We start from the raw sequence: 23255 nt of genomic DNA, 5'->3' as shown, positions 1-23255 counted from the left end.
CCGTTAGCTATTCTTGGCCGCTTGGCCGCTTGGCCGCTTGGCCGCTTGGCCGCTTGGCCGCTTGGCCACCTTAGCGCCGGCCGTGGTGCTCCTCGAAGCGCTTGATGTTGGACAGCTTCGGATTGACCTTGGGGTTGTGGCGGTAGAAGAGGGCGACCTTGCCGATCTTCTGCACCAGCTCGGCGCCGCTCTCGGCGACCAGGGCCTCCAGCACGGCGGCGCGGTCCTCGCGCTCGGCCAGCGCCAGCTTGACCTTGACCAGTTCGTGGTCGGTCAGCGCCCGGTCGAGTTCGGCGAGCACGCCCTCGCTGAGGCCGTTCTCGGAGACCATGACGACGGGGTCGAGATGGTGGCCGATGCTGCGAAATGCTTTCTTTTGTGCCTGTGACAAGCTCATGGTATCTTGCTTCTTCCCGGTTGGCGCGCAGCGCACATGGTACGGTGAATCGCCTCGCGGCGAAAGCGCGGCCGGCTCTCACCGCCTCCTCGACCGGCCCGCAAGGTCAGCTTCCCCATCCCCGTTTATCGGAATCCGCTCGACCCCCTGTCATCCAGATTTCTCACAGGTGATGCCGTGGCATCTTCCCATGACGCCCGGGACAAGGGCTCCAAGCGGCGCGGCGCCAGCAAGAGCAGCGCCGGCTGGCTGAAGGAACACTTCGACGACCGCTACGTCCAGCAGAGCTGGCAGGACGGCTATCGCTCGCGGGCCAGCTACAAGCTGCTGGCGCTGGACGAGAAGGACAAGCTGCTGCGTCCCGGCATGACGATCATCGATCTGGGAGCGGCCCCCGGCGGCTGGAGCCAGATCGCCGCCGAGAAGGTCGGCGACAATGGCGTCGTCATCGCCTCCGACATCCTCGAGATGGATGCCCTGGCCGGGGTCGATTTCGTGCAGGGCGACTTCACCGAGGAGGCCGTGCTCGACGAGATCCTCGGCCGCCTCGGCGATCGTCCGGTCGACCTTGTGATGTCGGACATGGCCCCCAATATGAGTGGGATGGCCGCCATCGACCAGCCCCAGGCCATGTATCTGGTGGAGCTGGCCCTGGACCTGGCGCGTCAGACCCTGTCCCCCGGCGGCACCTTCCTGGCCAAGGTCTTCCAGGGCGAAGGCTTCGACGAATATCTGAAGGAGCTGCGCGGCAGCTTCAAGCGGGTGGTGACCCGCAAGCCGGAAGCGTCCCGGGCGCGTTCCCGCGAGGTCTACCTGCTGGCGGAAGGGTTTCGCGGCTGAGCGCCGTGGCGGGCCGCCGATGAAGGCGCATCGATAGCGTCAGGCTAAGGATGCCATGGCCGGACATCATCGCGTGTCTGTGTCACAGTGGAGACAGGAGCCGCACCTTGGGCCCTGCCAGCGAACGGGCGTGGTAGGGTAGTGTCGAAGGGCCAGGTGGTTACGGCCGACAGATTCTTGCAATTGAGGGTAGTCCCTTGAACGACATGGCGAAGAACCTGATTCTGTGGTTGGTCATCGCGGCGGTGCTGCTGACGGTGTTCAACAACTTCAGCGTCGAGAATACACCGCAGACGATGAACTATTCCCAGTTCGTCGAGCAGGTGCAGAACGAGCAGGTCCGGAGCGTGACCATCGATGGCTATACCATCAATGGCGAGCGCAAGGACGGCTCCCAGTTCCAGACCATCCGCCCGGCGGCGGAAGATCCCAAGCTGATGGATGATCTGCTGGCCCACGACGTCACCGTGATCGGCCAGGAGCCCGAGCAGCAGAGCCTGTGGACGCGGCTGCTGATCGCCAGCTTCCCGATCCTGCTGATCCTCGCCATCTTCATGTTCTTCATGCGCCAGATGCAGGGGGGCGGTGGCGGCAAGGGCGGCCCGATGAGCTTCGGCAAGTCCAAGGCCAAGCTGCTGTCCCAGGACCAGATCAAGACCACCTTCGCCGACGTGGCAGGCTGCGACGAGGCCAAGGAGGAGGTCGAGGAGCTGGTCGACTTCCTGCGCGATCCGACCAAGTTCCAGCGCCTGGGCGGCACCATCCCCCGCGGCGTGCTGATGGTCGGCCCGCCCGGTACCGGCAAGACGCTGCTGGCCAAGTCGATCGCCGGCGAGGCCAAGGTGCCGTTCTTCTCGATCTCCGGCTCCGACTTCGTCGAGATGTTCGTCGGCGTGGGCGCCTCGCGCGTGCGCGACATGTTCGAGCAGGCCAAGAAGCAGGCGCCCTGCATCATCTTCATCGACGAAATCGATGCCGTGGGCCGCTCGCGTGGCGCCGGCATGGGTGGCGGCAACGACGAGCGCGAGCAGACCCTGAACCAGCTGCTGGTCGAGATGGACGGCTTCGAGGCCAACGAGGGCATCATCGTCATCGCCGCCACCAACCGTCCCGACGTGCTCGACCCGGCGCTGCTGCGTCCGGGCCGCTTCGACCGCCAGGTCACCGTGCCGCTGCCCGACATCCGCGGTCGTGAGCACATCCTCAACGTGCACCTGCGCAAGGTGCCGCTGGGCGACGACGTCAAGCCGTCGCTGATCGCCCGCGGTACCCCGGGCTTCTCCGGCGCCGACCTGGCCAACCTGGTCAACGAGGCGGCACTGTTCTCGGCCCGTCGCAACAAGCGCCTGGTGGGCATGGAGGAGCTGGAGCTGGCCAAGGACAAGATCATGATGGGCGCCGAGCGCCGTTCCATGGTCATGACCGAGAAGGACAAGCTCAATACCGCCTATCACGAATCGGGCCACGCCATCATCGGCCTGGTGATGCCCGAGCACGACCCGGTCTACAAGGTCACCATCATCCCGCGCGGCCGCGCGCTGGGCGTGACCATGTTCCTCCCCGAGGAGGATCGCTACAGCCTGTCGCGTCAGCAGATCATCAGCCAGATCTGCTCGCTGTACGGCGGCCGTCTCGCCGAGGAGATGACGCTGGGCCCGAACGGCGTGACCACCGGGGCCTCCAACGACATCAAGCGCGCCACCGAGCTGGCCCACAATCTGGTGGCCAAGTGGGGCCTGTCCGAGGAAATGGGCCCGATCATGTACGACGAGGACGAGTCCCACCAGTTCCTCGGCGGCCCGGGCCAGAGCGGCGGCAAGCTCAAGTCCGGCGAGACGGTCACCAAGCTCGACAAGGAAGTGCGTCGCATCATCGACGAGTGCTACGCCCAGGCCAAGCAGATCCTCGAGGACAACCGCGACAAGCTGGATGCCATGGCCGAGGCGCTGGTGCAGTACGAGACCATCGACGCCGACCAGCTCAAGGACATCATGGACGGCCGCACCCCGCGTCCGCCCAAGGGCTGGGATGACGACGGCCCCGGCCCCGGTGCGCCGATCGGCGAGGCGCCCCAGGAGGATGCCAAGGGCGATGACGGCGACGACGAGGAGGAATCCTCGGGCCGCCGTCCCTCCGACCCCCTCGGTGGTCCGGCCGGCAGCTGACCCCTCGCGAGCGAGACGATCAACGGGCGCCCTGCGGGGCGCCCTTGCCGTGGCGGGGCGACCGCTCCCCGCCACCCGAACAGCTTCAGGACAACGATGCACAACAGCGTTCCCACTTCCCTGCAGTGTGGCCGGCAGCGGCTCGACCTCTCCTTTCCCCGCGTGATGGGGATCCTCAACGTCACTCCCGACTCCTTCTCCGACGGCGGTCGGCACAACGCCCTCGACGACGCCCTGCGGCGCGCCGAGCGGATGCTGGCCGAGGGGGCGGCGATCATCGACGTGGGCGGCGAGTCCACGCGTCCCGGCGCCGCGGCGGTGCCGGTGCAGCAGGAGCTCGATCGTGTGGTGCCGGTGGTCGAGGCACTGGTGCGCGAGTTCGATGCCCTGGTCTCGGTGGACACCAGCGCCCCCGAGGTGATGACCGCCTCGGCCGAGGCCGGCGCCGGCCTGCTCAACGACGTGCGCAACCTGCGTCGCGAGGGCGCCCTGCGCGCCGCCGCCGCCAGCGGCCTGCCGGTGTGCGTGATGCACATGCTCGGCGAGCCCGGCGACATGCAGGACGCGCCCTGCTATGAGGTGCCGGTGGAGGAGGCGGTGGCCGACTTCCTCGAGCGCCGGGTGGCGGAGTGCGAGGCCGCCGGCCTGCGTCGCGAGCGGCTGATTCTCGATCCCGGCTTCGGCTTCGCCAAGAGCGTCGAGCACAACCTGCGCCTGCTCCATCGCATGGAGCGTCTGGAGGCGCTCGGCCTGCCGCTGCTGGTGGGCATGTCGCGCAAGAGCATGATCGGCAAGGTGCTGGATCGTCCGGTGGAGGAGCGGCTCCACGGCGGACTGGCGCTGTCGGCCCTGGCCGTCGAGCGCGGCGCACGGATTCTTCGCGTCCATGACGTGGCGCCCCACGTGGATGCGATCAACATGGCCTGGGCCGTACTCAAGGAGGGTTGCGACCATGACTAGGCGCTATTTCGGGACCGACGGCATTCGCGGCACGGTGGGCGAGCCGCCCATCACCGCCGACTTCATGCTCAAGCTGGGCTGGGCCACTGGCCGGGTGCTGGCGGAGAAGGGCGGGCGGCCGCGGGTGGTGATCGGCAAGGACACCCGTATCTCCGGCTACATGTTCGAGTCGGCCCTGGAGGCCGGCCTGTCGGCCGCCGGGGTCGACGTGATCCTGCTCGGCCCGATGCCGACCCCGGGCATCGCCTACCTGACGCGGGCCTTCCGCGCCAGCGCCGGGATCGTCATCTCGGCCTCGCACAACCCCTTCGCCGACAACGGCATCAAGTTCTTCTCCGCCGCCGGCACCAAGCTCGGTGATGCCGTCGAGGAACGCATCGAGGCCATGCTCGAGGAGCCGCTGACCACGGTGGCACCCGATGCCCTGGGCAAGGTGCGGCGTGCCGACGACGCCGCCGGCCGCTACATCGAGTTCTGCAAGTCGACCATTCCCGATCGCGTCGACCTGCACGGCCTGAAGGTGGTGATCGACTGCGCTCACGGCGCCACCTATCACATCGCGCCCAGCGTGTTCCGCGAGCTGGACGCGAGGGTCGAGGTGATCGGCGCCGAGCCGGACGGTCTCAACATCAACCACGAGGTCGGCTCCACCCATCCCGCCGCGCTGCGCGCCGCGGTGATCCGCAGCGGCGCCGACCTGGGCGTGGCCTTCGACGGCGACGGCGACCGGGTGCTGATGGTCGACGCCGAGGGGCGCGAGATCGACGGCGACGACATCCTCTACATGATCGCCCGCGATCGCCACTCCCGCGGCGAGCTCGGCGGCGGCGTGGTCGGCACCCTGATGAGCAACTTCGGCCTGGCCGCCGCGCTGGAGACGATGGGCGTGCCCTTCGAGCGGGCCAAGGTCGGCGACCGCTACGTCATGGAGCGCCTGGACGCCAACGGCTGGCAGCTCGGCGGCGAATCGTCGGGGCATATCGTCTGCGGTCACGTCCAGACCACCGGCGACGGCATCGTCTCCGCCCTGCAGGTGCTGGCCATCATGGTGCGCGAGGGCAAGCCGCTGGGGCGGCTGCTCGACGGGCTGGAGAAGGCGCCCCAGGCGCTGGTCAACGTGCGCCTGACGCCAGGCACCGACGCCCGGGCGCTGATGGATGAGGCCTCGCTCAAGTCCGCGGTGGCCGCCGTCGAGGCCGAGCTCGGCGACCAGGGGCGGGTGCTGCTGCGCCCCTCCGGTACCGAGCCGCTGATCCGGGTGATGGTCGAAGGGCGGCCGCACCTGGACGTCGACGGCCTGGCTCGTCGCCTGGCGGCCGACGTCGAGGGGCTGCTGACCTAGGTCGGTTGTCTTGACAGGGCCGCTCCTATACCATTTCGCTCCACCTTGAAAGAGGGAAGCTGCATGCCTACGCCGCTGATCGCCGGCAACTGGAAGATGAACGGGTCCCGCGCGCTGGTCGACGACTTCGGTCGTGCCTTCGGCGATGCCGAGCTGCCGGAGAACGTGGCGGTGGCGCTGATGGTGCCTTTCCCTTATCTGGACGCCGCGAGTCGCGCCTTCGAGGGCACGCCGCTGGCCCTCGGCGCCCAGACGCTGAGCGACCGGCCTTCCGGGGCCTTCACCGGCGAGGTCAGCGGCGAGATGCTGCGCGACTGCGGCGCCCGGATGGTGCTGGTCGGCCACTCCGAGCGGCGCACGCTGTTCGGCGAGGACGATGACGCCGTGCTGGCCCGCGTGCGCGCCGCGCTCGACCTGGGGCTCGCCCCGGTGCTGTGCCTGGGCGAGACCCTCGAGGAGCGCGATGCCGGCCGCACCGAGGCGGTGGTGCTCGGTCAGCTCGAGGCGGTGTTCGATGCGCTCGGCGCGGACGAGCGCGCCCGGCTGGTGCTCGCCTACGAGCCGGTGTGGGCCATCGGCACCGGCCGCACCGCGACACCGGCGCAGGCCCAGGCGGTCCACGGCGCCATCCGGGCGCGTCTTGCGCGCTACGACGCCGGGCTCGCCGCCGATACCCAGGTGCTCTACGGCGGCAGCATGAAGGCCGCCAACGCCGCCGAGCTGCTCGCGCAGCCGGACATCGACGGCGGTCTCATTGGCGGCGCTTCCCTGAACGTCGACGAATTCCTAGCCATTTGCCAGTCAGCAGGTTGATAACCATGCAAGTTGCCATTCTCATGATCCATGTGGCGATCGCCATCGCCCTGGTCGTCCTGATCCTGCTGCAGCAGGGCAAGGGCGCCGACGCCGGTGCCTCCTTCGGTGGCGGTGCCTCCCAGACCGTGTTCGGCTCCAGCGGCAGCGGCAATTTCCTGTCGCGCGCCACCGGGCTGCTGGCCGCGGCCTTCTTCGTCACCTCCCTGGCCCTGGCGTATTTCGCCTCCCAGGCCGGTCAGGCGCCGGAAGAGACGGGCATTCCCGATGCCGAGCTGATCGAACAGCAGCAAAATGCCGTGCCGTCCCTTGACGAAGGGTCATCGGGTATGGATAATACTGCGCCAGTGCTAGAGGATAGCGGCAGCAACTGAGCCGCGAATCTGGCCTCCCCTGATGCCGAAGTGGTGGAATTGGTAGACACGCTATCTTGAGGGGGTAGTGGCCTTACGGCCGTGCGGGTTCAAGTCCCGCCTTCGGCACCATTCCTGAAGCCGGTCTGGCGATCTCATCGCCGAGCATCGGATCTTCATCGCAGGATTGGCGAAACGGTGTGATGCGGCTTGACGGAAGCGCCGAGTCAGCATAGAATCACCGACCTAGATTGATGCGGGGTGGAGCAGTCTGGTAGCTCGTCGGGCTCATAACCCGAAGGTCATCGGTTCAAATCCGGTCCCCGCTACCATCTTCCTGTCGGGCATGCAGGACCCTTGAGGGGCATGCCAGGCGTCGAGAAGTGGTATACAGGTTTCTTGAAAAGCCCCTTCCTGTGAAGGGGCTTTTTGTTAGCGGCCAGCTCGCCGGCAAGCATCGGCGGCGCTGATCCGGGCAACGCCAATCAGCCACCTGACTCTCCTGTTCACTCCCGGCCAGGTGCCTGATGCAACGGCTGTAGGAGCTTTCTTCCGTGGCAACCAAGGATGCTGCGCTGCACGCGCTGATCGAACCGGTGGTCTCGGCCATGGGGTTCGAGCTGTGGGGCATCGACTATCTGTCCCAGGGCAAACACTCTCGTCTGGTGATCTACATCGATCACGCCGATGGCGTGAGCGTGGATGATTGCGCCGACGTCAGCCGCCAGGTCAGTGCGGTGTTCGACGTCGAGGATCCCGTCAGCGGTGAATATCGGCTCGAGGTGTCCTCTCCGGGGATGGATCGCCCCCTGTTCACCCTCGAGCAGTTCGCGCGCTATGCCGGCCACAAGGTGGCGGTGAAGCTGCGGGTGCCGTTCGATGGGCGGCGCAAGTTTCAGGGCCTGCTGGCCGGCGTCGAGAACGATGAGGTGCTGGTGCGGCTCGACGACGAGGAATACTGCTTTCCCATCGAGAGCATCGATCAGGCGCGGGTCGTGCCGCAGTTCGAAGACTGAGGTCGATGCACAAGGACGGGTTTACTGGCGAGGCTAAGGCATGAGTAAAGAGATTCTGGCGGTCGTCGACGCGATCTCCAACGAAAAGGGTGTCCCCCGCGAGGTAATCTTCGAGGCCGTCGAGGCGGCGCTGGCCAGCGCGTCACGCAAGCGCTTCGAGGACGAGGAAGCCAGCGTGCGGGTTCATATCGACCGCATCACCGGCGACTACGAGACGTTCCGCCGCTGGGAGGTCGTCGAGGACGACGACTTCGACGGCCCGGACGCCCAGATCAAGCTGAGCTATGCCGAGCGTCGCGATCCGCCGCTGGGCCTCGGTGACGTGGTCGAGGAACAGATCGAGAACGCCGCCTTCGGTCGCATCGCGGCCCAGACCGCCAAGCAGGTCATCGTGCAGAAGGTGCGCGAGGCCGAGCGGGCCGAGGTGGTGCGCCTCTATGCCGACCGCGAGGGCGAACTGGTCGCCGGCATCGTCAAGAAGACGACACGCGATGGCCTGATCATCGACCTCGGCGAGAACGCCGAGGCCTTCCTGCCGCGCAGCGAGATGATCCCGGGCGAGCGCTACCGCATGAACGAGCGCGTCCGCGCGCTGCTGACCAAGGTCGATCCGGAGGCCCGCGGCGCCCAGCTGATCCTGTCGCGGACCTGCCCCGAGCTGATCATCGAACTGTTCAGCATCGAGGTGCCGGAAATCGCCGAGCAGCTCATCGAGATCAAGGGCGCGGCCCGCGATCCGGGCTCGCGGGCCAAGATCGCGGTCAAGACCAACGACCGCCGCATCGACCCGGTCGGCGCCTGCGTGGGCATGCGCGGTTCCCGGGTCCAGGCGGTGTCCACCGAGCTCCAGAACGAGCGCGTGGACATCGTGCTGTGGGACGACAACCCGGCCCAGCTGGTGATCAACGCCATGGCGCCGGCGGATGTCGCCTCGATTCTCGTCGACGAGGATTCCCACGCCATGGACGTGGCGGTCGCCGAGGACAACCTGGCCCAGGCCATCGGCCGTAGCGGCCAGAACGTGCGCCTGGCCTCCGAGCTCACCGGGTGGCGTCTCAACGTCATGACCGAAGCCGACGCCGAGGCCAAGCGCGACCAGGAGGTCGATAGCCTGGTCGAGCATTTCATCCATCACCTGGACATCGACGACGACGTGGCACGCCTGCTCGTCGAGGAAGGCTTCACCTCCCTGGAGGAGGTCGCCTATGTCCCGGCGGAGGAAATGCTGGAGATCGAAGAGTTCGACGAGGATCTCGTCGAGGAGCTGCGCGCTCGTGCCAAGGACGAGCTGCTGAACCTGGCCATCGCTTCCGAAGAGGAGCTCGACGGTGCCGAACCGGCCGACGACCTGCTTGAGATGGACGGCATGGAGCGTCACCTGGCCTATATCCTGGCCAGCCGGGGCATCAAGACCATGGAGGACCTCGCCGAACAGTCCGTCGACGATTTGACGGATATCGAGGAACTGGACGAGGAGCGCGCCGCGGCACTGATCATGACTGCCCGTGCGCCTTGGTTCGAGAGCGAACAGTAAACGGGTCACGGGCTGAGGAGGGTCGTAATGTCAGAAATGACCGTTAAGGATTTTGCAGCGAAGGTGGGGCGTGAAGTGCCCCGTCTGCTGGAACAGATGAAAGAAGCCGGGCTCGAGCACAAGTCCGAGGGCGACGCCGTGTCCGAAGAGGACAAGCGTCAGCTGCTGGACTACCTCACCAAGAGTCACGGCGGGAGCGCCGAGAAGGCCGCGCCCAAGAACCGTATCACCCTGACCCGCAAGACGCGCAGCCGCATCAAGAGCGGCGACCGGGGCAAGAGCATCGAGGTGCAGGTCCGCAAGAAGCGCACCTACGTCAAGCGCGAGGAAGAGAAGCCCGCCGAGGAGCCGAAGTCGCAGGATCACGGTCCGCGTCAGCTGGTCGGTGACATGGCCGAGGCCGAAGCCAAGCGTCAGGCCGAGGAAGAGCAGCGCGCCGCCGAGCAGGCGGCCCGCGCGGCCGAGGAAAAGGCCCAGGCCGAGAAGGCCAAGGCCGACGCCGAGGCGGCCGCCAAGGCCGAGCCGGAGATCCCGGTGCCGGAGCTGGAAACCCCGGCGCCGTCCGAGCAGCCGCCGGCCCCGCCGAAGGAAGGCCGCACCGACCGCCGCGCCGCACCGGCCGGCAAGAAGGCCGGCAAGAAGGGCCGTCACGAGCGCGAGGACGACCGTGGCGATCGCGAAGAGCGTCGTCGCGGCGGCAAGAAGGCCAAGCGCGCCGAGCGTCGCGGCGGCCGTCGCGGTGGCAGCCAGGGCGGCGGCAAGCACGGCTTCCAGAAGCCGACGCAGCCGATCGTCCGCGAGGTCTCCATCCCCGAGTCGATCAGCGTCGCCGACCTGGCCGACAAGATGTCCATCAAGGCGAACGAGGTCATCAAGACCATGTTCACCATGGGCGCGGCGGTGACCATCAACCAGACCATCGATCAGGACACCGCGGCCATCGTGGTCGAGGAAATGGGTCACAAGCCCAAGCTGGTCAAGGACGATGCGCTGGAGACCGAGGTCCTCGAGAACATCTCCTATGAAGGCGATGAGATCACCCGTTCGCCGGTCGTGACCGTCATGGGTCACGTCGACCACGGCAAGACCTCGCTGCTCGACTACATCCGTCGCGCCAAGGTCGCCACCGGCGAGGCCGGCGGCATCACCCAGCACATCGGCGCCTACCACGTCGAGGACGATCACGGCGGCGTGACCTTCCTCGATACCCCGGGCCACGCGGCGTTCACCGCCATGCGTGCTCGCGGTGCCAAGGCCACCGACGTGGTGGTGCTGGTCGTGGCTGCCGATGACGGCGTCATGCCCCAGACCATCGAGGCCATCGAGCACTCGAAGGCCGCCGGCGTGCCGATGGTCGTCGCGGTCAACAAGATCGACAAGCAGGGCGCCGATCCGGACCGGGTCAAGAACGAGCTGTCCCAGCACGGCGTGATCTCGGAAGAGTGGGGTGGCGACACCCAGTTCGTGCACGTCTCCGCCAAGTCCGGCGATGGCATCGAGGGCCTGCTCGAGTCGATCCAGCTGGTCTCCGAAGTGCTCGAGCTCAAGGCCGTCCCCGAGGCGCCCGGCAAGGGCGTGGTGGTCGAGTCTCGCCTGGACAAGGGCCGTGGCCCGGTGGCCACCGTGCTGGTCCAGAACGGCACCCTGAAGAAGGGCGACATCGTGCTCGCCGGCCTGCACTACGGTCGCGTGCGTGCGCTGATCAACGAGCTCGGCCAGCAGGTCGACGACGCCGGTCCGGCCATGCCGGTCGAGATCCAGGGCCTGGACGGCACCCCGGAAGCGGGTGACGACTTCATGGTCCTCGACGACGAGAAGAAGGCCCGCGAGGTCGCCAACTTCCGTCAGGGCAAGTACCGCGAGGTGCGCCTGGCTCGCCAGCAGAAGGCCAAGCTGGAGAACATGTTCTCCCAGATGGGCCAGGAAGAGGTCGCCAAGGTCAACATCGTCCTCAAGGCCGACGTCCAGGGCTCCCTGGAGGCCATCAAGGGCGCGCTCGAAGAGCTGTCGACCGACGAAGTGCAGGTCGCCGTGGTGTCCTCCGGCGTGGGCGGTATCACCGGTACCGACGCCAACCTGGCACTCGCCAGTGACGCCATCGTGGTCGGCTTCAACGTGCGTGCCGACGCCGCCGCTCGCGAGATCATCGAGCGCGAGGGTCTCGACCTGCGCTACTACAGCGTCATCTACCAGCTGATCGACGAGGTCAAGCAGGCGATGAGCGGCATGCTCGCGCCGGAGTGGAAGGAAGAGATCGTCGGCGTGGCCGAGGTTCGCGACGTCTTCAAGGCACCGAAGATCGGCGCCGTCGCCGGCTGCATGGTGGTCGAGGGCACCGTCTATCGCCACAAGAAGATCCGCGTGCTGCGCGAGAACGTGGTGATCTACGAGGGCGAGCTCGAGTCCCTGCGCCGCTACAAGGACGACGTCAACGAGGTTCGCAACGGTATCGAGTGCGGTATCGGCGTGAAGAACTACAACGACGTCCAGGTCGGCGACAAGATCGAGGTCTTCGATCAGGTCAAGGTCGAGCGGACGCTCTGACCGCGAGGAGCCGATCATGCGCGAGTTCAAGCGTACCGACCGGGTAGCCGACCAGCTCCAGAAGGAGCTGGCGGTACTCATCCAGCGCGAGATCAAGGATCCGCGCCTGGGCATGGTCACCGTCAGCGGGGTCACGGTCAGCCGTGACCTCGGCTATGCCGACGTCTACGTGACGCTGCTCGGCGAGCAGGATGCCGAGCGCATCAAGGAAAACCTCGGCGTGCTCAAGCGCGCCGCCGGTTTCCTGCGCGGGCAGATCGCCCGTCGCATCAAGCTGCGTCACGTGCCGGAGCTGCGCTTCCACTTCGACGAGAGCGTGGTGCGCGGTCAGCAGCTGTCCTCGCTGATCGACGAGGCGGTGGCGAGCGATCGCGACCGTCACGACGACGAGACCGAGGGTGGCGACGGCGAGCGCGGTGAGGGAGAGCGCGACTGATGGCGCGTCGCCGTCGCGGACTGCCGGTGAACGGCGTGCTGCTGCTGGACAAGCCTCAGGGCGCGTCCAGCAACCACGCGCTGCAGCGGGCCCGGCGCCTGTTCCAGGCGCAGAAGGCCGGCCACACCGGCACCCTCGATCCGATGGCCACCGGGCTGTTGCCGGTGTGCTTCGGCGAGGCGACCAAGTTCTCGGCCTTCCTGCTCGACGCCGACAAGGCGTATCGCACCCGGGTCGAACTCGGGACGATCACCGACTCCGGCGACGCCGAGGGCGAGGTGGTCGAGCGTCGCGAGGTGCCGCCCCTCGAGGAGGCCGACCTGCGCGGCGTGCTCGAGCGCTTCACCGGCGAGATCGACCAGGTGCCGCCGATGTATTCGGCGCTCAAGCACCAGGGGCGCAAGCTCTACGAGCTGGCCCGCGAGGGCAAGAGCGTGGAGCGTGCAGTGCGTCGCGTGACGGTGTATGATGCGCGCCTTCTCTCGTTCGAGGGCACGGCCTTCGAACTCGAGGTGCGGGTCAGCAAGGGCACCTACATCCGGACCCTGGCCGAGGACATCGGCGAGGCGCTCGGCTGCGGCGCCCATATCAGCGTCCTGCGACGGCTGGCCACCGGCCCTTTCGGCGCCGACGGCATGCTGACGCCGGAGGCCCTCGAGGCGCTGCCGGATCAGGCTGCACGCGAAGGCGTGCTGCTGCCGGTGGACGTGCTGGTGGCCGACCTGCCCAGGCTGGCCCTGGACGAGGCGGCGGCCAGCCGCCTGCTGCATGGCCAGAGCGCCAGGTGCGACACCGGTGAACTGCCGGTCGACGGCCTGACCAGACTCTACCGCGACGAGACCTTTCTGGGGCTCGGCGTGGTGAGAGCGGCGGGGGAGATCGCCCCGCGCCGCCTGCTGAGCACCGCCGAGGCGGACTCGGCATGATCCGGCCCTTCGGGGCCGGCGTGGAGACTGCAAATATGCGTGGTCTCCGACATTCACATCATTCAGGCATATTGCTGAACTGGAGAGACAGATGGCACTGACAGCCGAGCAGAAGGCCGAAATCGTCAACGAATACGGCCGTGGCGACAACGACACCGGTTCCCCCGAGGTGCAGGTGGCCCTGCTGACCGCCAACATCGACGGCCTGCAGGATCACTTCAAGACCAACAAGCAGGATCACCACTCTCGTCGTGGCCTGATCCGCATGGTCAACCAGCGCCGCAAGCTGCTGGACTACCTGAAGCGCAAGGACTTCGAGCGCTATCAGTCCCTGATTCAGCGCCTCGGCCTGCGTCGCTAAGGAAAAGGGTAATTCGCTACTGCGCTCGATAGCCTGGCCGTCGGCGGTGCTCGGAATCCTCATGTAGCAGGCTACATTCCGGTTCCTGCGCTCCGGCGGCGACCATCCTCTCGTCGCTCGAGACGCGAATTCCTCCTTTTCTGACGTAGACGTGAAACGGGCAGCCCTCCGGGGCTGCCCGTTTCGCGTTTATGGGGCAGGCATGGCAGCTTTCATCGAGGCGCCGGGGGCAGGTCGCAGCGAGGGTTTTTGCCATGGATGGCAAAAGTAGCGCCCAGGGATGGGTTCACAGCGCCTCGCGGAGGCCTGTCCCCGGATCAGCCTCGAATGCTCATGATTTGCGCAAGAAGTCGATGGGGGAAATCTCACCCCCTGGTGGCCGCGCCGGGCGACACCCCCTAAAATGGTCGCCGAGTCGAAACGACCCGAACATGAATCGAAAAGCTGAAGGAAGTCGCCGTGAACCCGGTCAAGAAAACGTTTGAGTACGGTCGCAGCACCGTCACCCTGGAAACCGGGCGCATCGCCCGCCAGGCCTCCGGTGCCGTGATGGTCACCATGGACGACACCGTGGTGCTGTGCACCGTGGTGGCGAAGAAGGACGTCAATCCCGCCCAGCCGTTCTTCCCGCTGTCCGTCCACTACCAGGAGAAGACCTACTCTGTCGGCAAGATTCCCGGCGGCTTCTTCAAGCGTGAGGGGCGGCCCACCGAGAAGGAGACCCTCACCTCGCGCCTGATCGATCGCCCGATCCGCCCGCTGTTCCCGAAGGGCTTCATGAACGAGGTCCAGGTCATCTGCACGGTGCTCTCCGCCGACCGTAACCAGGACCCGGACATCGCCGCCATGATCGGCACCTCCGCCGCCCTGGCCGTCTCCGGTGTGCCCTTCAACGGCCCGATCGGCGCCGCCCGCGTCGGCTTCACCGAGGACAAGGGCTACTTCCTCAATCCCAGCGTCGAGGAGCTCGCCAGCTCCGAGCTGAACATGGTCGTCGCCGGCACCGAGAAGGCCGTGCTGATGGTCGAGTCCGAGGCCAGCGAGCTGCTCGAGGACGAGATGCTGGGCGCCGTGCTCTACGGCCACCAGGAGATGCAGGTCGCCGTCTCCGCCATCAACGAGCTGGCCGCCGAGGCCGGCAAGCCGCGCTGGGACTGGCAGCCGGCCGCCGAGAACACCGCCCTCAAGGACGCCGTGGCGCTGGGCTTCGAGGCCAAGGTCGGCGAGGCCTATCGGATCACCGACAAGATGGCCCGCCAGGATGCCCTGTCCGCGCTGAAGGACGAGGCCGTGGCCCAGCTGGCCGGTGAAGAAGAAGGCCAGTTCGCCGCCGACGAGGTCAAGGGCGCCTTCGCCGGTCTCGAGAAGCGCGTCGTGCGCTCCCGCGTCATCCAGGGCGAGCCGCGCATCGACGGCCGCGACCACAAGACCGTGCGTCCGCTGGACATCGAGGTCGGTGGCCTGCCCAAGACCCACGGTTCGGCGATCTTCACCCGCGGCGAAACCCAGGCCGTGGTCGTGGCCACCCTCGGCACCCTGCGCGACGCCCAGCTGATCGAATCGCTGGAAGGCGAGCGAAAGGACCGCTTCCTGCTGCACTACAACTTCCCGCCCTACAGCGTGGGCGAGGCCGGCTTCATGGGCGGTCCCAAGCGTCGCGAGATCGGCCACGGCCGTCTGGCCCGCCGCGGCGTCCAGGCCATGCTGCCGAGCGAGGACGACTTCCCCTACACCATTCGCGTGGTGTCCGAGATCACCGAGTCCAACGGCTCCAGCTCCATGGCCTCCGTGTGCGGCTCCTCGCTGGCCCTGATGGACGCCGGCGTGCCGATGAAGGCCCCGGTGGCCGGCATCGCCATGGGCCTGGTCAAGGACGATGACGGCTACGCCGTGCTGACCGACATCCTCGGCGACGAGGACCACCTCGGCGACATGGACTTCAAGGTGGCCGGTTCCGCCGAGGGCGTCACCGCCCTGCAGATGGACATCAAGATCGAGGGCATCAACGAGGAGATCATGGAGCAGGCGCTCCAGCAGGCCAACGAGGCCCGCCTGAGCATCCTCGAGCAGATGAACACCGTGATCGCCAAGAGCCGCGAGGAGGTCTCCGACAACGCGCCCTCCATGGCCACCATCAAGATCGATCCGGAGAAGATCCGCGACGTCATCGGCAAGGGCGGCGCCACCATCCGCAAGATCTGCGAGGACACCGGCGCCTCCATCGACCTGGACGACGACGGCACCGTACGCATCTACGCCGAGGAGAAGTCGGCGGCCAAGGCGGCCATCGACACCGTGCTGGCGATCACCGCCGAGCCGGAAATCGGCAAGCTCTATCGCGGCAAGGTGGTGCGCATCGCCGACTTCGGCGCCTTCGTCAACATCATGCCCGGCACCGATGGCCTGGTGCACATCTCCCAGATCGTGCCCGAGCGCGTCAATGACGTGCGTGATTTCCTCAACGAGGGTGACGAGGCCGTGGTCAAGGTGCTCGACATCGACAACCGCAACCGGGTGAAGCTGACCATCAAGGAGATCACCCCGGAAGAGAAGGCCGCCTTCGAGGCCGAGGAAGCCGAGACCGACGAGCTCTAAGCGAGCGGTCATTGAGCCGAACGCCCCCGTGGCTCACGCCGCGGGGGCGTTCTCGTTCCGGGGCCCTGGCCCCGCCATCGATCAGGGACGACCCATGACGCGCCACGAATCCGCTCCGTCATCCACCGCCCCCAGGACCGACACCCAGCGTCGCGACTGGCTGGGCGTGGGCGCGGTGATGATCGGTATCTTCCTGCTGGTCACCGCCGAGCAGCTGCCCATCGGGCTGCTGTCCCAGGTGGCCGACTCGCTGTCCGTGACTTCCGGTACCGCCGGCCTTTTGATCACCGTGCCCGGTGTGGTGGCAGCCTTCGCCGCGCCGCTGCTGCCGGTGGCGGTGGGCCGGCTCGACCGCCGCTGGCTGTTGACCGGGCTGATGACGCTGATGACCCTGGCCAGCCTGCTGGGCGCGCTGGCCGACGACTTCGCCATGCTGCTCGTGACCAGGGTGCTGGTGGGCGTGTGCATCGGCGGCTTCTGGGCCATCGCCGGCGGGCTGGCCTCGCGGCTGGTGGCCCTGGAGCAGGTGCCGCGGGCCATGTCGCTGATCTTCAGCGGCGTGGCCGGGGCCTCGGTGCTCGGCGTGCCGGCGGGTACCTGGCTCGGCGAGCACACCGACTGGCGCATCGCCTTCGGCTCGCTGGCCGGGCTGAGCCTGCTGGTGACCATTGCCCTGTGGCGGCTGCTGCCGAGCCTGCCGGCGCAGCAGCCGGTGCGGCTGTCCAACCTGGCCGGCCAGTTCGCCAGCCGCGGCGTGCGGGTCGGCGTGGCCGCCACCGCGCTGATCGTGATGGGCCACTTCGCCGCCTACACCTTCGTCAGCCCGATCCTGCAGGAGATCGCCGGCATACCCCTGGCGAGCGTCAGCGCCCTGCTGCTCTGCTACGGCGCGGCCGGGCTGCTGGGCAACTTCCTCGCCGGCACCGCCGCCGGGCGACGGCCCTACGCCACGGTGCTGGTGATTCCGCTGCTGCTGGCGATCGCGACCCTGGCCTTCCCCTGGCTGGGGCGCGAGCCGGCGGCCGCGATCGGGCTGTTGATGCTGTGGGGCGCGGTGTTCGGCAGCATCTCGGTGAGCCTGCAGACCTGGATCCTCAAGAGCGCCCTGAATACCGAGGCCGCCACCGCGCTGATGGCCTTCGTTTTCAACCTGTCGATCGGCATCGGGGCCATGGCCGGCGGCCGGGTGGTGGATGCCATCGGCCTGAGCGGCGTGCTGCTCGGTGCCGGCGGGCTGTTCGTGCTGGCCGCGGCACTGGTGGCACGCACGCCCTCGCGGGTGGTCGGGCCGCCTCAGGGCTGAAGACGAGAGACACCAGCCAGAACGCAAAAGCCCCCGCTCATCAAAGCGGGGGCTTTTTTCGTGGTGAGGCGTCGTGGCAGTCGCTTAACGTTCGATCGCCAGCGCCACGCCCTGCCCGCCGCCGATACACAGCGTCGCCAGGCCCTTCCTGGCATCGCGGGCGATCATCTCGTGCACCAGGGTCACCAGGATGCGGCAGCCGGAGGCGCCGATCGGGTGGCCCAGCGCGATGGCGCCGCCGTTGACGTTGATCATCGAGGTGTCCCAGCCGAGCTCCTTGTTCACCGCCAGCGCCTGGGCGGCGAAGGCCTCGTTGGCCTCGACCAGGTCCAGGTCCTCGAGGCTCCAGCCGGCCTTGTCGAGGCAGCGGCGGGTGGCCGGGGCCGGGCCGATGCCCATGATCGCCGGGTCGACGCCGGCGTTGGAATAGGCCTTGATGCGGGCCAGCGGCTCCAGGCCCAGGGCCTTGGCCTTCTCGGCGGAGCACAGCATCACCACGGCGGCGCCGTCGTTGATCGAGGAGGCGTTGCCGGCGGTCACGCTGCCGTCCTTCTTGAACGCCGGGCGCATGCCGCCGAGCTTCTCCGCGGTGGTCTCGCGGGGGTTCTCGTCGGTGTCGAACACCAGCGGGTCGCCCTTGCGCTGGGGAATCTCCACCGGAACGATCTGGCCCTTGAACTTGCCTTCCTTGATCGCGGCGGAGGCCTTCTGCTGGGAGCCGGCGGCGAACGCGTCCATCTCCTCGCGGGTGATGCCGTACTTCTCGGCCAGGTTCTCGGCGGTGATGCCCATGTGGAAGTCGTTGAAGGCATCCCACAGGCCGTCATGAACCATGGAGTCGATGGCCTTCCAGTCGCCCATGCGCTGGCCGGTGCGCGAATTGGGCAGCATGTGCGGAGAGAGCGACATGTTCTCCTGGCCGCCGGCCAGGATCAGCTCGGCGTCGCCGCAGCGAATCGCCTGGGTGGCCAGGTGCAGGGCCTTGAGGCCCGAGCCGCAGACCTTGTTGATGGTCATGGCCGGCACCGCGTCGGGCAGTCCGCCCTTGATGGCGGCCTGGCGGGCCGGGTTCTGGCCGGTGCCGGCAGTCAGCACCTGGCCGAGCAGCACCTCGTCGACCTGCTCCGGGGCCACGCCGGTGCCGGCGAGGATGTCCTTGATCACATGGGCGCCCAGGTCGCTGGCGGGGATGCCGGCGAGGGAGCCGCCGAAGGCGCCGACGGCGGTGCGACGGGCGGCAACGATGACCACTTCTTGCATGAGGCTTACTCCTGAAGATTCGCGGACGAGCGTCCGCTCAGCATAGGGGACTTTTGTGCGCTGCGGCAATCCCCGCCGAGTCGGCTCGGCTAGAACTTCAGTATAGGCACGCGGGAGAAGGACGAGAGGAGAGGCCGGGGCGGGCGCCCCGGCCGGGGAGCATCAGGCCAGCTGGACGGGGATGGCGTTGCTGGTGTGGCTGACGACGTTGCCTTCCTTGAGGTAGACCAGCGAGGGCTGGTGATCGTCGAGCTCGGCCTGTTCGTACTGGGCGTAGCTGCAGATGATCACCCGCTCGCCGGCGTTGGCCAGGTGGGCGGCGGCGCCGTTGACCGAGATCACCTTGGAGCCTTCCTCGGCGCGGATGGCATAAGTGGTGAAGCGGTGGCCGCTCTCGACGTTGTAGATCTGGATCTGCTCGTTGTCACGGATGCCGGACATGTCGAGCAGCTCGCCGTCGATGGCGCAGGAGCCTTCGTAGTTCAGCACCGAGTGGGTGACGCGGGCCATGTGCAGCTTGGCCTTGAGCATGGTGGTCAGCATGAAAGGGGAACTCCTTCGTGGCGTGGCCGGGCCCTCAGCGGGGGAGGGTCAGCGACAGGTTGTCGATCAGTCGGGTCGGGCCCAGGCGCGCCGCGGTGAGCAGCACGGCGTCGCGCGTGGTGTCGCCGACCGGGCCCAGGTCGGCGGCACGCAGTTCCAGATAGTCGGGGACGAAGCCCGCCTCGCGCAGCCGCTCGAGGCCGCGGGTCAGGCTGTCGTCGACCGGCTCGCCGCCCTCCAGCGCCTCGCGCAGGGCGCACAGGGTGCGATACAGCTCGGGCGCCACGGCGCGCTGCGCCGTGTCCAGATAGCCGTTGCGCGAGGACAGCGCCAGGCCGTCCTCGGCGCGCTCGATCGGCACCCCGACGATCTCGAGCGGCAGGTGCAGGTCGGCCACCAGGCGGCGGATCACCGCCAGCTGCTGGTAGTCCTTCTCGCCGAAGCAGGCCAGGTCCGGCTGCACCAGGTTGAACAGCATGGTGACCACGGTGGCCACGCCGTCGAAGTGACCGGGACGGTCGCCGCCGCACAGCCCCTCGGAGACCTCGGGCACGCTGACCCGGGTCTGGGCGTCCAGGCCGCGCGGGTAGACGGTGGCCACGTCGGGGGCGAACAGCAGGTCGCAGCCGGCGGCCTCGAGGTGGGCCTGATCGTCGGCCAGGGTGCGCGGATAGGCGTCGAGGTCCTCGTTCGGCCCGAACTGCATCGGATTGACGAAGATGGTCGCCACCACCACGTCGGTGCGGCGCCGTGCCTCGGCGACCAGCGCCAGGTGGCCGGCGTGCAGGTTGCCCATGGTCGGCACCAGGCCGATGGTGCGGCCGGCGCGGCGATGCTCGGCCAGCATCTCGCGCAGCGTGGCGACGTCGTTCAGGGTCTGCATCAGAAGCCGTGCTCCTCGGCGGGGAAGCGCCGTGCCTTGACGTCCTCGTGGTAGCGGCGGAAGGCGCCCTGGACGTCGTCGGCCTCGGCCAGGAAGTTCTTCACGAAGCGCGGCTTGCGGCCGGCGGTGACGCCGAGCACGTCGTGCATCACCAGGATCTGGCCGTCGGTGCCGGCGCCGGCGCCGATGCCGATCACCGGCACGTCCAGGGCCTCGCTCACGGCGCGGCCGAGGCTCGCCGGCACGCACTCGAGCAGGATCACCGAGGCGCCGGCCTCGGCCAGGGTGCGGGCATCCTCGAGGATGCGTTCGGCCTGGCCGGCGTCGCGCCCCTGGACCTTGTAGCCGCCCAGCTGGTGGACGGTCTGCGGGGTCAGGCCCAGATGGGCGCACACCGGCACGCCGCGGCGGGAGAGCTCGCGGATGCCGTCGGCCATCCAGGCCTCGCCTTCCACCTTGACCATCTCGGCGCCGGCACGCATCAGCGCCCCGGCGTCCTCGAGCAGGCGTTCGGTGGTGGTGTTGCTCATGAAGGGCAGGTCGACCATCAGCAGGCTCGCGCCCTTGCCGCGGGCCACGCAGCGGGTGTGATAGCAGACGTCGTCCAGGGTCACCGGCAGGGTGCTGGTGTGGCCCTGCAGGACCATGCCCAGGGAATCGCCGACCAGCAGCACCTCGATGCCGGCCTCGCTGGCGGCATGGGCGAAGGTGGCGTCGTAGGCGGTCAGGCAGCTGAAGGTTTCACCGGCGCGCTTGAAGGCCTGCAGCGTGCTCAGGGTGACGGTTTTCATGGCGTGCTCTCGTGTCGTGATCCGGCGCTCGGCGAAGGCCGCGCTCTTGTGTAACCGCGCATTGTTACCCGAACCGGTCGAGGGTGTCGATATGTAACAGGCGGGGCGTCATTCGGCGGTATCGGGTAACACTCGGCGCAGTCCGGCCTGGTCGAGGTCGGCGGCCAGATGCGCGACGGTTCGGCCGTTGGGCAGGCGCAGCGCCGGGGCGAGCTCGGCCATTGGCACCAGCACGAAGGCGCGGTTCGCCATTTCCGCGTGGGGCAGCGTCAGTCGTGGCGTCGTCATCTCGTGATCGTCGAACAGCAGCAGGTCGAGGTCCAGGGTGCGCGGCCCCCAGCGGCGGCCACGGACACGTCCGTGGCGCTGCTCGAGGGCCTGCAGCTGGTCGAGCAGGGCCAGCGGCGACAGCCGGGTCTCCAGCTCGGCCACGGCGTTGACGAAGTCGGGCTGGTCGGCCGGGCCCAGCGGGCGGCTGGCGTAGCGCGACGAGGCCCGGCGCCGCCGGGTCAGCGGCAGGGCGTCGAGCTCGGTCAGGGCGCGCTCGACGTGGCCGTGGGGGTCGTCGAGGTTGCTGCCGAGCCCGATCCAGGCGCGGTGTGGTGCGCTCATGAGTCGTCGTTGGACGGCTTGCGGCGCCGGCGCTTGTTGCGCGGGGCGGGGGTGCCGGCGGGGTCGGCGTCGACCTTGCCCAGCAGGCGGCGCTGCTCGTGTTCGTCGGCGTCCTGGAAGGCGGTCCACCAGTCGCCGAGGCCGGGCTCCATCTCGCCGGCGGCTTCGCGCACCAGCAGGAAGTCGTAGGCGGCGCGGAAGCGCGGATGCTCGCGGGTCTGGAAGACGCGCTTGCCGCGGCGCAGCGGCAGGCGCTGCTGCAGGTCCCAGATGTCGCGCATCGGCAGGCTGAAGCGCTTGGGAATGGACACGTGCTGCAGCTGGCGCGAGATGACCTGCTGGGAGGCGGCCTGCTGCGCCGGGATGGGCGGCATGCCGTCGGCCTCCAGGGCCTGCTGGCGCAGCTGCACCGGGCCCCACAGCAGGGCGGCGAACAGGAAGGCCGGCGTCACCGGGCGGTCGTCGCGGACGCGGCGGTCGGTGCTGGTCAGGGCGCGCTCGATGACCGCCTCGGCCCAGGGCAGCTCTTCCATGGCCTCGTCGGCCTCGGGGAACAGCATGGCGAACAGGCCGTAGTCGCGCAGCAGGTGGAAGGTCTCGACGCCGTGGCCGCTCATGAACAGCTTGAGGACCTCGTCGAACAGCCGCGCCGGCGGTACCTGGAGCAGCAGCTCGGCCAGCTCGGCGATCGGCGCCTCGGTGGCCGGGGCGATGTCGAAGTCGAGCTTGGCGGCGAAGCGCACCGCACGCAGCATGCGTACCGGGTCCTCGCGGTAGCGGGTCGCCGGGTCGCCGATCAGCCGCAGGGTGCGATCCTCGATGTCCTGGACGCCGCCGGCGAAGTCGTGGATCGAGAAGTCGGCGATGTTGTAGTAGAGCGCGTTGATCGTGAAGTCGCGCCGGATGGCGTCCTCCTCGATGTTGCCCCAGACGTTGTCGCGCAGCAGCATGCCGTCGTCCGACTGCTGGGCGATATGGTCGGCGTGATCGTCGCTGGGCTTGCCGCGGAAGGTGGTGACCTCGATCACCTCGCGGCCGAAGCGCACGTGGACGATACGGAAGCGGCGCCCGACGATACGGGAATTGCGAAACAGCTCGCGCACCTGCTCCGGGGTGGCGTCGGTGGCCACGTCGAAGTCCTTGGGCATGCGGCCGAGCAGGGAGTCGCGGATGCAGCCCCCTACCAGGAAGGCCTCATGGCCGGCGTTGTGCAGCCGGTACAGCACCTTGAGGGCGGCGTCGCTGAAGTGCTGGCGAGAGACCGGGTGCTCGTCGCGTGGAATGATGCGCAGCTCGGGGAGGGCGGCCGACGGCTCCTGAGGGCCGAACAGCGACCGGAGGCGCTCGCCCGGGCTCTGCAGAAAGCGGGTAAATCCTTTGATCATGCGGCGTTGTCGACTCGCGGGGTACAAAAGAGGGTACGAAAGGCGTTGAGTGTAGCGAACACCCGACACCTTGCAAAGCGTGGGGCCGCTGACCCGCCGCCTGGAAATGGAAAGGGGAGGCTCGTGAGCCTCCCCTGAAAGCAGGATGCAGCATCCCTGCTGCTGATTCTTCTTCGTGATGGCGCATCGCCTTGAA

21 protein-coding genes and 2 tRNA genes are annotated in these 23255 nt (G+C 68.0%); 16 read left to right on the top strand and 7 right to left on the bottom strand.

Annotated elements, in window-relative coordinates:
- Nucleotides 1-70: 70 nt before the first annotated feature.
- Entirely contained in the window at nucleotides 71-397 is a 327-nt protein-coding gene (yhbY, locus tag C9J49_RS02050) for a ribosome assembly RNA-binding protein YhbY (protein WP_035592977.1), read from the bottom strand.
- Nucleotides 398-574: 177 nt separating this feature from the next.
- Here yhbY and rlmE point away from each other — a divergent pair, with 177 nt between their 5' ends.
- The 16 genes from rlmE (at nucleotide 575) to C9J49_RS01970 (ending at nucleotide 17585) form a co-directional block, all read left to right on the top strand.
- Nucleotides 575-1237: a 23S rRNA (uridine(2552)-2'-O)-methyltransferase RlmE gene (gene rlmE / locus C9J49_RS02045; RefSeq protein ID WP_035592978.1), complete on the top strand. Its 663-nt coding sequence runs from the start codon at nucleotides 575-577 to the stop codon at nucleotides 1235-1237.
- 197 nt (nucleotides 1238-1434) lie between these two features.
- Complete coding sequence (gene ftsH / locus C9J49_RS02040) at nucleotides 1435-3402, top strand: ATP-dependent zinc metalloprotease FtsH (protein WP_046079360.1); 1968 nt, start codon at nucleotides 1435-1437, stop codon at nucleotides 3400-3402.
- Between the two features lie 165 nt (nucleotides 3403-3567).
- Nucleotides 3568-4362 carry a dihydropteroate synthase gene (gene folP / locus C9J49_RS02035; protein ID WP_202020729.1) on the top strand — a complete coding sequence of 265 codons (795 nt, stop codon included), beginning with the start codon at nucleotides 3568-3570 and terminating at the stop codon, nucleotides 4360-4362.
- The gene (gene glmM / locus C9J49_RS02030; RefSeq protein WP_107180925.1) at nucleotides 4355-5704 is read left to right on the top strand and encodes a phosphoglucosamine mutase; all 1350 of its coding nucleotides are present in this window, start codon (nucleotides 4355-4357) and stop codon (nucleotides 5702-5704) included. Before folP ends, glmM begins: the two co-directional genes overlap by 8 nt.
- A 63-nt stretch (nucleotides 5705-5767) precedes the next feature.
- Complete coding sequence (tpiA, locus tag C9J49_RS02025; protein ID WP_046079363.1) at nucleotides 5768-6517, top strand: triose-phosphate isomerase; 750 nt, start codon at nucleotides 5768-5770, stop codon at nucleotides 6515-6517.
- 5 nt (nucleotides 6518-6522) lie between these two features.
- Nucleotides 6523-6891 carry a preprotein translocase subunit SecG gene (gene secG, locus C9J49_RS02020; RefSeq protein WP_035592984.1) on the top strand — a complete coding sequence of 123 codons (369 nt, stop codon included), beginning with the start codon at nucleotides 6523-6525 and terminating at the stop codon, nucleotides 6889-6891.
- 24 nt (nucleotides 6892-6915) lie between these two features.
- Nucleotides 6916-7002, top strand: a tRNA-Leu gene (locus C9J49_RS02015).
- A gap of 123 nt (nucleotides 7003-7125) precedes the next feature.
- Nucleotides 7126-7202: transfer RNA gene (locus C9J49_RS02010), tRNA-Met, on the top strand.
- 222 nt (nucleotides 7203-7424) lie between these two features.
- On the top strand, nucleotides 7425-7886 hold the full coding sequence (gene rimP, locus C9J49_RS02005) for a ribosome maturation factor RimP (protein ID WP_046079364.1): 462 nt from the start codon (nucleotides 7425-7427) through the stop codon (nucleotides 7884-7886).
- Nucleotides 7887-7926: 40 nt separating this feature from the next.
- The gene (gene nusA / locus C9J49_RS02000; RefSeq protein ID WP_107180924.1) at nucleotides 7927-9420 is read left to right on the top strand and encodes a transcription termination factor NusA; all 1494 of its coding nucleotides are present in this window, start codon (nucleotides 7927-7929) and stop codon (nucleotides 9418-9420) included.
- Nucleotides 9421-9447: 27 nt separating this feature from the next.
- The gene (gene infB, locus C9J49_RS01995; RefSeq protein ID WP_035592988.1) at nucleotides 9448-11964 is read left to right on the top strand and encodes a translation initiation factor IF-2; all 2517 of its coding nucleotides are present in this window, start codon (nucleotides 9448-9450) and stop codon (nucleotides 11962-11964) included.
- A gap of 16 nt (nucleotides 11965-11980) precedes the next feature.
- Entirely contained in the window at nucleotides 11981-12400 is a 420-nt protein-coding gene (gene rbfA / locus C9J49_RS01990; protein WP_035592990.1) for a 30S ribosome-binding factor RbfA, read from the top strand.
- Nucleotides 12400-13326, top strand: coding sequence for a tRNA pseudouridine(55) synthase TruB (gene truB / locus C9J49_RS01985; RefSeq protein WP_046079365.1), 927 nt, complete (start codon nucleotides 12400-12402; stop codon nucleotides 13324-13326). The genes rbfA and truB overlap by 1 nt, the downstream gene beginning before the upstream one ends.
- A 91-nt stretch (nucleotides 13327-13417) precedes the next feature.
- Entirely contained in the window at nucleotides 13418-13687 is a 270-nt protein-coding gene (gene rpsO, locus C9J49_RS01980; RefSeq protein ID WP_016853973.1) for a 30S ribosomal protein S15, read from the top strand.
- A gap of 459 nt (nucleotides 13688-14146) precedes the next feature.
- Complete coding sequence (pnp, locus tag C9J49_RS01975; RefSeq protein ID WP_173835027.1) at nucleotides 14147-16282, top strand: polyribonucleotide nucleotidyltransferase; 2136 nt, start codon at nucleotides 14147-14149, stop codon at nucleotides 16280-16282.
- A 94-nt stretch (nucleotides 16283-16376) separates the two neighbouring features.
- Nucleotides 16377-17585, top strand: a complete 1209-nt coding sequence (locus C9J49_RS01970; RefSeq protein WP_107180922.1) for an MFS transporter — start codon at nucleotides 16377-16379, stop codon at nucleotides 17583-17585.
- An 84-nt stretch (nucleotides 17586-17669) separates the two neighbouring features.
- Here the strand turns inward: C9J49_RS01970 and C9J49_RS01965 are convergent, their stop codons facing one another.
- The 6 genes from C9J49_RS01965 to pcnB form a co-directional block, all read right to left on the bottom strand.
- Complete coding sequence (locus tag C9J49_RS01965) at nucleotides 17670-18845, bottom strand: acetyl-CoA C-acetyltransferase (RefSeq protein ID WP_107180921.1); 1176 nt, start codon at nucleotides 18843-18845, stop codon at nucleotides 17670-17672.
- A gap of 162 nt (nucleotides 18846-19007) precedes the next feature.
- Nucleotides 19008-19388: an aspartate 1-decarboxylase gene (gene panD / locus C9J49_RS01960; protein WP_035592999.1), complete on the bottom strand. Its 381-nt coding sequence runs from the start codon at nucleotides 19386-19388 to the stop codon at nucleotides 19008-19010.
- A 34-nt stretch (nucleotides 19389-19422) separates the two neighbouring features.
- Nucleotides 19423-20271: a pantoate--beta-alanine ligase gene (gene panC / locus C9J49_RS01955; RefSeq protein WP_107180920.1), complete on the bottom strand. Its 849-nt coding sequence runs from the start codon at nucleotides 20269-20271 to the stop codon at nucleotides 19423-19425.
- On the bottom strand, nucleotides 20271-21062 hold the full coding sequence (gene panB / locus C9J49_RS01950; RefSeq protein WP_046079369.1) for a 3-methyl-2-oxobutanoate hydroxymethyltransferase: 792 nt from the start codon (nucleotides 21060-21062) through the stop codon (nucleotides 20271-20273). The genes panC and panB overlap by 1 nt, the downstream gene beginning before the upstream one ends.
- Nucleotides 21063-21170: 108 nt before the next feature.
- A complete protein-coding gene (folK, locus tag C9J49_RS01945) occupies nucleotides 21171-21674 on the bottom strand; it encodes a 2-amino-4-hydroxy-6-hydroxymethyldihydropteridine diphosphokinase (protein WP_107180919.1) in 504 nt (167 codons plus the stop codon).
- A complete protein-coding gene (pcnB, locus tag C9J49_RS01940) occupies nucleotides 21671-23059 on the bottom strand; it encodes a polynucleotide adenylyltransferase PcnB (protein WP_107180918.1) in 1389 nt (462 codons plus the stop codon). Before pcnB ends, folK begins: the two co-directional genes overlap by 4 nt.
- Nucleotides 23060-23255 lie beyond the last annotated feature (196 nt).

Source organism: Halomonas sp. SL1 (assembly GCF_003030865.2).
GTDB classification, from domain to species: Bacteria; Pseudomonadota; Gammaproteobacteria; order Pseudomonadales; family Halomonadaceae; genus Halomonas; species Halomonas halophila.
The sequence above is the reverse complement of the archived record's forward strand: the minus strand, read 5'-3'. Positions and strand labels throughout refer to the sequence as shown.